This is a genomic window from Bradyrhizobium sp. STM 3843 (assembly GCF_000239815.1).
Classification (GTDB): Bacteria; Pseudomonadota; Alphaproteobacteria; order Rhizobiales; family Xanthobacteraceae; genus Bradyrhizobium.
On record NZ_CAFK01000280.1, the window covers coordinates 1 to 11353 of the forward strand.

The 11353-nt window shown below is 64.5% G+C and carries 8 protein-coding genes and 1 riboswitch; of the genes, 3 read left to right on the forward strand and 5 right to left on the reverse strand.

Going from position 1 to position 11353, the window contains the following annotated elements; genetic code table 11:
* Nucleotides 1-1261: MFS transporter (locus BRAS3843_RS27940; RefSeq protein ID WP_035983032.1), on the forward strand; the 1261-nt coding region annotated here is incomplete at its 5' end.
* Nucleotides 1262-1337: 76 nt separating this feature from the next.
* On the opposite strand, the gene purH is transcribed toward BRAS3843_RS27940, so the two are convergent.
* The 3 genes from purH to BRAS3843_RS27955 all read right to left on the reverse strand — a co-directional run bounded on the left by purH (nucleotide 1338) and on the right by BRAS3843_RS27955 (nucleotide 6421).
* On the reverse strand, nucleotides 1338-2930 hold the full coding sequence (gene purH / locus BRAS3843_RS27945; RefSeq protein ID WP_008972485.1) for a bifunctional phosphoribosylaminoimidazolecarboxamide formyltransferase/IMP cyclohydrolase: 1593 nt from the start codon (nucleotides 2928-2930) through the stop codon (nucleotides 1338-1340).
* A gap of 38 nt (nucleotides 2931-2968) precedes the next feature.
* Nucleotides 2969-3049: riboswitch (ZMP/ZTP riboswitch) on the reverse strand.
* 67 nt (nucleotides 3050-3116) lie between these two features.
* On the reverse strand, nucleotides 3117-4808 hold the full coding sequence (locus tag BRAS3843_RS27950; protein WP_008972486.1) for a heparinase II/III family protein: 1692 nt from the start codon (nucleotides 4806-4808) through the stop codon (nucleotides 3117-3119).
* Nucleotides 4809-5071: 263 nt separating this feature from the next.
* Entirely contained in the window at nucleotides 5072-6421 is a 1350-nt protein-coding gene (locus BRAS3843_RS27955; RefSeq protein ID WP_008972488.1) for an RsmB/NOP family class I SAM-dependent RNA methyltransferase, read from the reverse strand.
* Nucleotides 6422-6606: 185 nt separating this feature from the next.
* Between BRAS3843_RS27955 and BRAS3843_RS27960 the strand changes: the two genes are divergently transcribed.
* Nucleotides 6607-6825, forward strand: coding sequence for a DUF1674 domain-containing protein (locus tag BRAS3843_RS27960; protein WP_008972489.1), 219 nt, complete (start codon nucleotides 6607-6609; stop codon nucleotides 6823-6825).
* Between the two features lie 34 nt (nucleotides 6826-6859).
* On the opposite strand, the gene BRAS3843_RS27965 is transcribed toward BRAS3843_RS27960, so the two are convergent.
* The gene (locus tag BRAS3843_RS27965) at nucleotides 6860-7372 is read right to left on the reverse strand and encodes a L,D-transpeptidase (protein ID WP_008972490.1); all 513 of its coding nucleotides are present in this window, start codon (nucleotides 7370-7372) and stop codon (nucleotides 6860-6862) included.
* A gap of 133 nt (nucleotides 7373-7505) precedes the next feature.
* Nucleotides 7506-9458, reverse strand: a complete 1953-nt coding sequence (gene acs, locus BRAS3843_RS27970; protein ID WP_008972491.1) for an acetate--CoA ligase — start codon at nucleotides 9456-9458, stop codon at nucleotides 7506-7508.
* 406 nt (nucleotides 9459-9864) lie between these two features.
* Here acs and BRAS3843_RS27975 point away from each other — a divergent pair, with 406 nt between their 5' ends.
* Entirely contained in the window at nucleotides 9865-11043 is a 1179-nt protein-coding gene (locus BRAS3843_RS27975) for a DNA topoisomerase IB (protein WP_008972493.1), read from the forward strand.
* Nucleotides 11044-11353: the final 310 nt, after the last annotated feature.

The following is an 11353-nucleotide window of genomic DNA, read 5'->3' on the forward strand; positions in this document are numbered from 1 at the left end:
TTTCGCGGCCCATGTCGCGCCCAATGCTGCAAGCGGGCAGGCGATGTGGGGCTTTGCCACCGCCGCCGCCGGCATCGTCATCGCAATTCTGTCACCCGTGCTCGGCGCCATCGCCGACGCCACCGGCCGGCGCAAGCCGTGGATCGCGGCCTTCGGCGCCATGCTCGTGGTCGGCTCCGCCTTGATGTGGATCGGCCGGCCGCATGCCCCGGAGCTGATCACGCCGCTCCTGATCGCCTATGTGATCGCAACGATCGGCGTCGAATTCGCGACCGTGTTCAACAATGCGATGATGCCGACCTTGGTGCCGCCGGAGCGGATCGGACGCCTTTCGGGCACCGGCTGGGCCACCGGCTATATCGGCGGAATCTTTTCCCTCATCCTCGTGCTCGGGTTTCTCGCTGCCAATCCCGACAGCGGCCGCACCCTGTTCGGCTTAACGCCGCTGTTCGGCCTCGATCCGGTCAGCCATCAAGGGGATCGCATCTCGGGGCCCCTCACTGGCATCTGGTTCATCGTCTTCGTGCTGCCGATGTTCTTGTTCACGCCGGATTATCCCGCGCGCCACCGGCTCGGCGCAGCGCTGCACGAGGGACTCGCCGAGCTGAGGGAAACGCTGGGTTCGTTGCCAAAGCAGCGTCCGCTCGCGCTCTTCCTGATCGCGAACATGATCTACACCGACGGCCTGGTATCGCTGTTCGCCTTCGGCGGGATCTACGCCGCCGGCACCTTTGGCTGGAACACGATCCAGATCGGTACCTTCGGCATTATCCTGGCGATTGCGGGAACGTTCGGCGGCTGGATGGGCGGCAAGCTCGACGATGCCTTCGGCCCGAAGAACGTGATCATGGGCAGCATGACGTTGCTGCTCGCGGCCATCGTTGCCATCCTCTCGGTCAGCAAGGATTCGATCCTGTTCATCCCGGTTGCGCCACCCGAGCCGGGCGGCGCGCTGTTCGCATCCGCGCCAGAGCGCGCCTATCTCCTGTTAGGTTGCGTGATCGGCGCCTGTGGCGCGCCGCTGCAGGCGGCGTCGCGTTCGCTTCTGATCCGGATGGCGCCGAAGGAGCGCATCGCGCAATATTTCGGCCTGTTCGCCCTGACGGGAAAGGTGACGTCGTTCATCGGCCCGCTGCTAATCGGTATCGTGACGGCGGCAACCGCCAGCCAGAAGGCGGGCATGGCGGTGTTAGTGATGTTCTTCGCGCTGGGATTGGTGTTGCTGTCGCGGGTCAATCCCGCGGTTCAGGCCCGGGCTTGAACCGGGCATCCGTCCGGCTTCGAGAGAGTCTCTCAGAAAGATGGATTGCCGGGTCAAGCCCGGCAATGACGACGACTCAATGCCGGAAATGCCTGACGCCGCTGAACACCATCGCGATGCCATGCTCGTCGGCCGCCTTGATCACCTCGTCGTCCCGCATCGAGCCGCCGGGCTGGATCACGGCTGTCGCGCCGGCCTCGATACAGGCGAGCATGCCGTCAGCAAACGGGAAGAAGGCGTCTGAGGCCACGACCGAGCCCTTGGTCAAAGGCTCTGCAAGCTTCAGCTCGCCGGCTGCATCGAGCGCCTTGCGCGCGGCGATGCGCGCGGAATCGACCCGGCTCATCTGACCTGCGCCGATACCGACCGTGGCGGAGTCCTTGGCGTAGATGATGGTGTTGGACTTCACGTGCTTGGCGACGCGGAAGGCGAAGCGCAGGTCGCGCATTTCAGGCTCGGTCGGGGCACGCTTGGTGACGACCTTCAGCTGCATATCGTCGACCACGGCATTGTCGCGGCTCTGGACCAGAAGGCCGCCGGCGACCGTCTTCGCGGTCAGTCCAGGCGCGCGCGGATCCGGCAGGCCGCCGGCCAGCAGCAGTCGCAGATTTTTCCGACCGGCGATGATCGCAACGGCCTCTTCGGTCACGTCGGGCGCAATGATGACCTCGGTGAAGATGCCGGTGATGGCCCGGGCCGTCTCCGCATCCAGCTTCCGGTTCAGCGCGATGATGCCGCCATAGGCCGAGGTGGAATCGCAGGCCAATGCCTTTTGATAGGCGCTAACAAGGTCAGGGCCCTCGGCGACGCCACACGGATTGGCGTGCTTGACGATGACGCAGGCCGCCGTGCGCGACGGATCGAACTCCGCGATGCATTCATAGGCGGCGTCGGTGTCGTTAATGTTATTGTAGGACAGCTCCTTGCCCTGGAGCTGGCGCGCAGTGGCGACACCGGGTCGGCGGCCGGGCAGAGCGTAGAAGGCGGCGTTCTGGTGCGGGTTCTCGCCATAGCGAAGCGCCTGGATCAGCCGCCCGCCAAAGGCTCGATAGTCCGGCGCATCGTTTTGAATCGTTGCGTTGAACCAGTTGGAAATCGCGGCGTCATAGGCGGCCGTGCGCGCATAAGCCTTTGCCGCCAGCTTCCGCCGCAACAGCAGCGTGGTCTGGCCGTCATGCCTGGCGAGATCATCGAGTACCGCCTGATAATCGTTCACGTCGACAACGACAGTGACATCGTCGTGGTTCTTGGCCGCTGCGCGGATCATCGCGGGACCGCCGATGTCGATGTTCTCGATGCAGTCGGTGAAGTCGGCGCCCTTCTCGACCGTGGCCTCGAACGGATAGAGATTGACGACCAGAAGATCGATCGGCGCGATGTCGTGCGTCTTCATCGCATGCGCGTGTTCGATATTGTCGCGGATGGCAAGCAGGCCGCCATGCACTTTCGGGTGCAGGGTCTTGACCCGTCCATCCATCATCTCGGGGAAGCCGGTGAGGTCGGAGACGTCGGTCACCTTCAGGCCGGCTGCGGCAATCGCCTTGGCGGTGCCGCCGGTCGAGACCAGCTCGATGCCGCGGACGGCAAGCGAGCGGGCAAAATCGACGAGACCGGACTTGTCGGAAACGGAAATCAGTGCACGGTTAACGCGACGAAGCTGGTTGGTCATGGGCAGAGTCCTCTATTCAGAGAAACTGATCAGGGGGAAGCTGATGCCCAGGCGCACGGCAGATACTCCCGCGCTCCCTGATGGTGCTCCATCCAAAGTCGCCAGTCGCGCGAGAAGCGGCTGATTAGCAGCTTTTGGCCGCGGCGACAATAAGAGGCCGCACCGATGCCACGGACGACAAAACGGCTACAGCGGCAATTCCGGTTCGCGCCGGGCATTCCGCCGCGCATTGGTCTCGGCCGGCGACGCGGATGAGCGCACGAAGCTCCAGCGGATCGAGGCGGCCTGGCGCGCGTCCTGCCGAATCACGATCTGCGTGGTCCGGCGCGGGCCGTCATTGCCGGCCAGGAACACGCTGTCTTCGAGATCGATACGGTCGTCGACGGTCTCAAAGGTCCAGACCTCGCGGTTGGGCAGCACCAGCATCGCACCGCGGCCGTCGCTGAGCCGGCTCGCCTTGACCGCGGGATGCAAGTGGAAGCGCAGCGCATAGTCGGAGCCGTTGCCGCGCAGGCGCGCGCCCTGTGCTGGCGTCATCGTATCCTCGCCATCAAGCCGCGATCCGTCATTGGCAACGACCAGGACGCGGCGATGGACCATTCCGAACTTTGTGGCGTAACCGTTATGCGAGGTCGACAGCACGGTGCCGTCGGCAACGATTTCGCGAAAATTTTCCACCCGGGTCGGACCCGATACGATCGGCGCGCCGTGCAGAAGCCGCTTCACCGCCGACATCTCGACGAACTGACAGGATGAGGTGTTGTGATAGGTCAGCGTCGAATGCGCGACGGTGCTGCGTGCAAAGGCCCGCCAGTTGTCGCGACCGTTGGATGGCATGCCGCAATTGATGACGATGCGGCAGATGCCGGACGACAATTCGAAAGCGAGGCAGCCGGCATGGGCGTCCTGGCTGAGATGCGGTGGCGGTGGCGGGCCGGTGTCGACGATCACCGTCATGGCGCCCGCATCCAATCGCTGGAAGCCGGAATGCGGCATGCTTGCCATCGGCGTGCCATGGGTGTCGTCATAGGCCAGGAGCGTCGCCAGCAGATCGGACGGCGTTCCTCCCATGCCGTTGAACAGGGCCATGTTGCCGTCGCCGTGGCGGAAAAAGCGCAGCATCGGCATCATGCGGTCGATCGCATTCAAGAGCGCCGGCGGCGGCGCGATGTTGCGCGCGGCAAAGGTCTGGCGCAGCGGCAAGAGATCGATCAAAAGCTCGATCAGGGCGCCGGGGTTGCGCGAGACGTGACCGCCATCGGGCAGGATCTGCCGCTGCAATTCCTCTGACAGTTTGCGGCTGGCCGTGCGGATATGCTTGGCTTGATTGGCGAGGCACAAGGCCGCGTAGCACAGCGCGATCAGCACCTGCAGCCGCGGCGCCCCGTCCGGGATGTCGATCATCGCATAGCGAAGATAGCGGATCTCGCGGGTCAGGCCCCGCAAATAACGGCGATAGAACTTGCCGTCGGAATCGGCGAGCACCAGCGGCGCCTGCGACAGCAGCGAAATCACCCGGCGCGCCTGCACGTCGGCGCGGCGGCTGACCGGGTGGCGGCCGATCTGGTTGGTGATCCAGTCGTCCACCAAGGCGCGGGCATTGGCCCGCGTCAGTGCGGTGTCGGCAGCCCGCAAGTGCCGCAGCCAGCCGAACCCGAGCAGCGCCACTTCCCAATCTTCCGACGGCGGCTCCAGGTCGAAGATCGAGCGGCCGTGGCAGGTGACAATTTTGCCTGCGAATACGAAACGACCGGCATAGATCTCGGCGGCGCGCGTCGCGTCGGCCGTGCGGAGATCATGCGGCGCGATGATGAGCCGGTCGGCGCGCCCCGGCCACAACCCAGACAGAGACACCGTCAGGCCGCTGACATGCGCCATCAGGCTGCGCGCGAAGCGGCCCAATACCAGCGTCGATATACGTCTCGTCTGAGCGGCGGACACGCCTTGCCTTGAGGTGATGGGAATTCGTCAGCGCAGTCTTACTAAAGCGGAAATGTGGCTGATGCACCATTTTAGGCTCCATCCAAAGCCATGGGTCAGCGCAAAATCTGGTGCAAAATCAGGAATTAACCAATAACCTGATCCTAGCACCCTCACATTGATACCGCCAGTTTGCCGCACGCCTTATTTTACCGCTTCGATTAGCTCCGGCGCTGCAGCCGGGCCGCGTAGAAGCCGTCCAGCCCGCCTAGCCGGGGATCCTGATGCGGCAGATGGCAGGGCAAGGTGCGCAGGTCGCCGGCCGGAGTCACGATCTCGCTCAATCCCGCCACCTCACCCGGCATCACCGGAATGCGGCGAAGCTCATCCTCGCTGGCGAGGACACTCTCGATGATCTGCTCGCCTTCTTCCGGCTCCAGCGAGCAGGTACAATAGACCAGCGACCCGCCCGGCTTCAGTAGGCTCACAGCCTTCTGCACCAGACGTTTCTGCAGGCTGGACAGTGCGGCGATCTCCGCCTCCTGGCGAAGCCAGCCCACATCCGGATGCCGCCGGATCGTGCCGGTGGACGTACAGGGCGCATCGACCAGAATCGCATCGAAGCTGCCATTCGCAGGCTGCCACTCCGCCGCATCGGCGACGACCGGTTCGATCTCGAGCTGCAGCCTGGTCATGTTGTCCTTGAGGCGCGCCATGCGGCCAGCGGACCTGTCGACCGCCGTCACCCTGGCGCCCGCATGCGCGAGCTGAGCGGTCTTGCCGCCCGGCGCGGCGCAGAGGTCGGCGACGCTCTTGCCGGCAACATCGCCAAACAGGCGAGCGGGCAAGGCTGCCGCAGCGTCCTGCACCCACCACTGACCCTCGGCAAAGCCCGGCAGCACCGTCACCGAACCGTGCAGCAGCGTTCTGACCGTCGCGGTCGGCAGCACCTCACCATGCAGCCGTGCCGCCCATTGCTCCGGTTCCGATTTGACGGTGAGGTCAAGCGAGGGCTCGTGGCCGAGCGCGACCGCAATGTCCTTCGCGGTGGCCTCGCCATAATGGGCGATCCAGCGTTTCAATAGCCAAGGCGCCACGTCGAGCGCCTGGCCTTTCACTTCCTCGACGATGCCTGCGCCTTCGCGGGCACATCGCCGCAACACCGCGTTGACAAGACCCGCATATTTCGCCGCGCGTCGGTCGGCCTGGACCAGCCGGACCGAGAGATCGACCGCCGCATGATCCGGCACGTCCATCCAAAGAATCTGGGCGGCTCCGATCAGCAACGCGCTCTGTGCCCGCGGCGCATCTGTCGGGATCCCGCGATCCAGTAGACGCGACAGCAGATGGCCAAGCGTGCCCAGCCGGCGCAAGGTGGTGGCTACCAGCCGCCGCATCAACGCGCGATCCCGGTCGGCGAGCTGCTTCAAACCCGGATGCGCGCCGGCTCCGTCCAGCTGGTCATCCAGCGTGCGATGTTTATGTAAAACCCCGTCGACGACATCTGCTGCGATTCGCCGTGCGGCCAGGCCCGGCACTTCGGTTGGGGTCGCAAATCGCGGTGGAGGCATGCTGGCGCGTCACTCGCAGAAGAAGAAGGCAGTTCCGCGACGATCCGGCGCATGCCATGAGAAGCTCGGCACCTCTGCCACGGGAATGTGCCAGATATAAGAATCGGCTCCGCATTTTTTAGCCCTGTCGGAGACAATCCGGGCACACGATATGATGAGAGCTGAGCGAATGGTGGAATGGTGTGATGAGCGATGATCTCTCGAAACTGGTGCCGCCGGCCGGCGAGCCTCCACAGAAGCCGCTGACGCCTGCCGCCCAACGCGCGCTTGCCGAGGCCGAGGAGCGGCGACGGCTCGCCGCCGAGCATGCCAAGGCGATGCCGAGGGAACTGCAAGGTCCCAAGGGGCCGGAGCCGACCCGCTACGGTGATTGGGAGCGCAAAGGGATCGCGTCCGATTTTTGATCCCGGTGCGAGAGCACCTTGTCCCGGCGTCCGGTCAGCGCGTGACCACGACCGTCGCTCCGATCGAGACGCGATCGTAGAGATCGGTGATGTCGGGGTTCAACATCCGTATGCAGCCATAGGACACGAAGCCGCCGACCGAATTCGGCACGTTGGTACCGTGGATCGCATATTCGCCGCCGGCCAAGGTCATGGCCGCGACGCCCATCGGATTCTGCGGCGAGCCGCCGGGAATCACGTCGGGAATGTTCGGCTTGTCGCGCTTGACTTCAGCAGGCGGCGCCCAGGCGGGATAGCGATATTTGCCGTCGATCGTCGTGGTGCCCGCCCATTGCTTGCCGGCCTTGCCGACGCCGACCGGGTAACGCATCGCGTGCTCGCCATCGAGAACCAGATAGAGATGGCGTTCGTGGGTCCTGATCACGATGGTGCCCGGCGAATATTGGCCGCTCATCCCGACCAGCTCTGGCCGCGCCTCGGCTGCAGCCGTCATTGCAAGTCCTGCCCCGATGGTGATGGCCAACGTCACCGCAATCCGCTCCAACATCGACTCGCCCCTGTTGCCTCGGTAGCGCCCTCCGATAGGTTGGAAAAGTCCTGTGCAAAGTAAATGACTTGAAAACAACACTCGCGCGGAAATTGCCGCGCGAGGCCACACTTGTTAAGGAGCCGCTCGGGCCTTAGGCCTGCTTCTCCTTGCGGTTCTGCCGGTGCGCGACCAGGTCGTCGACCACGGCGGGATCGGCCAGCGTCGAGGTATCCCCGAGTGCCCCCGGTTCGTCCTCGGCGATCTTGCGCAGGATGCGGCGCATGATCTTGCCGGAGCGCGTCTTCGGCAGGCTGGGGGCGAACTGGATCTGGTCGGGCGAGGCGATCGGCCCGATCTCCTTGCGCACCCAGGCGACCAGTTCCTTGCGCAGTTCCTCGCTCGGCTGCTCGCCGGCCATCAGGGTCACATAGGCGTAGATGCCCTGGCCCTTGATGTCATGGGGATAGCCGACCACGGCGGCCTCCGACACCTTCGCATGCGCCACCAACGCGCTCTCGACCTCGGCAGTGCCCATGCGATGGCCGGAGACGTTGATGACATCGTCGACGCGGCCGGTGATCCAGTAATAGCCGTCGGCATCGCGCCGGCAGCCGTCGCCGGTGAAGTACTTGCCCTTGTAGGTCGAGAAATAGGTCATCTCGAAGCGGGCGTGGTCGCCATAGACGGTGCGCATCTGCCCCGGCCAGGAGCGGGTCAGACAGAGATTGCCGGTCGCCTCGCCCTCCAGCGTCTTGCCATCGGCATCGACGATCTCCGGCACCACGCCGAAGAACGGCAAGGTCGCCGAACCCGGCTTCAATTTGATCGCGCCCGGCAGCGGCGTGATCAGGATGCCGCCGGTCTCGGTCTGCCACCAGGTATCGACGATCGGGCAGCGGTCGTCGCCGACCACGCGGTGATACCACTCCCAGGCCTCCGGATTGATCGGCTCGCCAACCGAGCCGAGCAGCCGCAACGAGGCGCGCGAGGTCTTCTTCACCGGCTCGTCGCCGCCCTGCATCAGCGCGCGGATCGCGGTCGGCGCGGTGTAGAAGATGTTGACCTTGTGCTTGTCGATGACGTTCCAGAACCGCGAATTGTCGGGGTAGTTCGGCACGCCCTCGAACATCAGCGTGGTGGCGCCATTCGCCAGCGGTCCATAGAGAATGTAGCTGTGGCCGGTGACCCAGCCGACATCGGCCGTGCACCAATAGACCTCGCCGTCGTGATAATCGAAGACGTATTGATGCGTCATCGAGGCGTAGACCAGATAGCCGCCGGTGGTGTGCAGCACGCCCTTCGGCTGGCCGGTCGAGCCTGACGTATAGAGAATGAACAGCGGGTCTTCGGCATGCATGTGCTCGCACTTGCACTCCGTGGTCACCACCTTCGCGGCCTCGTGGTACCAGAAGTCGCGGCTCGGCTTCATCTCGACATTGCCGCCGGTCCGCTTGACCACGATCACCCAGTCGACACCCTCGACCTTGTTCAGGGCGGCGTCGACATTGGCCTTCAACGGCACCTTCCTGCCGCCGCGCAGGCCTTCGTCGGCGGTGATGACGACCTTGGACTGGCAGTCCTGGATGCGCTGGGCGAGTGAGTCCGGAGAGAAGCCGGCGAACACCACCGAATGGATCGCGCCGATACGGGCGCAGGCCAGCATCGCATAGGCGGCTTCCGGGATCATCGGCAAATAGATCGTGACCCGGTCGCCCTTGCCGACATTGCGGTTGCGCAGGATGTTGGCCATCTTGCAGACTTCGTCGTGCAGCTCGCGATAGGTAATGTGCCGGCTCTGCGAGGGATCGTCGCCCTCCCAGATGATCGCGGTCTGGTCGCCGCGAGTGGCGAGATGCCGGTCGATGCAGTTGTAGGCGGCGTTCAGAACGCCATCCTCGAACCATTTGATGGAGATGTGGCCGGGCGCGAACGAGCAATTCTCGATCTTGTGCGGCGGCTTGTACCAGTCGACGCGCCTGGCCTGCTCGGCCCAGAACCCGTTCGGATCGGAGACAGAGCGGGCGTACATCTCGCGGTATTTCGCCTCATCGACGAAGGCGCGTTTCGCCCACTCAGCAGGCACGTCGTAGATCTTCTCGGACATTTCATCCTCCACACATGCGGCTTGCAGATCGGCGCTGCGCAAGCCGTCGTTGTTCCCACTATGCGTCCGCGTAACCGCGCCCGACAAGCAAAGACAAGTAGAACCTTCGGCGGGGCCGTCGGCCATGCGCCTGATCAAAGAATTGTGCGCGGAGGTTGCGGGCGAGTCGGGGCGGATCTGAGGTTCGCGCCCCTGCAGCCGCCCCGACGCTTGAGGCTGAATTCGTCAAGGTTACCCCGAATGGCAGCCATGAACGGTAAATTTGAACCGTTCTGCCTAAATTTCTGGACTCGCTATCCGTGCAAGAACCTCCTAGATCGCAAATAGGGTGTGGATAACCCGACCGGAACAAAACCGGCGGCAGGGGCATTAAGCGGATAAAGAGGCGAACAAGGCGTCTAAGGCGATGATGGATCAGCAGAATTTGGATGGGCTCCGGTCCCGTGCCGCCGATCCTGACGTCGCGCTTGCCAAGGCCCTCGGCCAATGGCCGCCCAAGCCGCCGCGCCGCAAACTGACCCTGAAGGATCTTTCGAAGGCCAACGCCGCGGAGAACGCCAAAACTTCGGTCGAGGAGCTGGCCAAACAGCTTGGCCTGAACCTCGGCGACCAGAACGAGCTGACAATCCGCCGGGTCAAGCGCGGCAAGGGATACAGCTTCGTCCGCGCCAACGGGTCCACGGTCCGCGACTCCAGCACCATTCGCCGCCTGCACGCCATGGCGATGCCGCCGGCCTATCGCGATGTCCGCTATTCGCCGGATCCCAATTCGCATCTGCAGGCGGTCGGCATCGATGCCGCCGGCCGGCTGCAATACCGCTACCACGCCGATTGGACCAAGGTGCGCGAGCACCGCAAGGCGCATCGGCTGGCCAAGCTGGTCGGCGCGCTGCCAAAGATCCGCCGCGCCGTGACCAAGCATCTCGCCGGCGACGAGCCGACCCGGGAGTTCGCGCTGGCGTCCGTGATCGAGCTGATCGCGCGCACCGCCATCCGTCCGGGCAATGAATCCTACGCGAAGCTGAACGGCACGCGGGGTGCCACCACGCTGCTCAAATCCAATGTCATCCTGGAAGAGGATGGCTTCGTGCTGACCTTCAAGGCCAAGGGCGGCAAAGCCGTGCGCAAGGAATGCGACGCGGCGAAGCTGGTGCGCGCGGTTCGCACCCTGCGCCAGCTGCCGGGCCGGCGCATGTTCCAGTATCGCGACGCCCAAGGCATCGTGCGCGCGGTCTCGACCACCCAGGTCAATGCGTTCCTGCGCGAGATCGCCGGCATCAAGATCTCGCTGAAGGATTTTCGCACGCTGATGGCCTCGGCGGTGGCGCTCGAGACCTTGTCGCGGATCACGCCGGCCTCGAGTGCCCGCGGCCGCAAGAAGCAGGTGCTGGAAGCGGTGCGCGCCGCGGCCGACGAGCTCGCCAACACGCCCGCGATCTGCCGCAAGAGCTATGTGCACGACACCATCGTCACCGCCTTCGAGGACGGCATCCTCGAGCGCTTCGCCGCAACGTTGAAAGGCCAGCGCTCGCAGAGCCGGCGCGAGCAGCTGCTGGCGCAGGTTGTGGTGGCGGCCGCGGCGTAACGGCTGCGCATGCAATCGGGCCTGGACCCGCGTCATCGACCAAGCCCTCCGCTGTCATCGCCCGGTTCAACCGGGCGATCCAGTATTCCGAGATGGTGGTGATCGATCGAGAAGCCGCGGCGTACTGGATGCCCCGCCTCCGCGGGGCATGACGGCTGATTGTGAGCGGCGTCACGCCTCTTTCGATCAGGCACATTTCGAAAAAGGCACGTGTTCATCGCCTCGCGGCGCGCTTGCGTCCGAGCTGCGCTGATTCGTCACCCTCCCGAAATACAGAGGGTGCAGGGAAGGCCGGGAGCTTGCCGCCCCC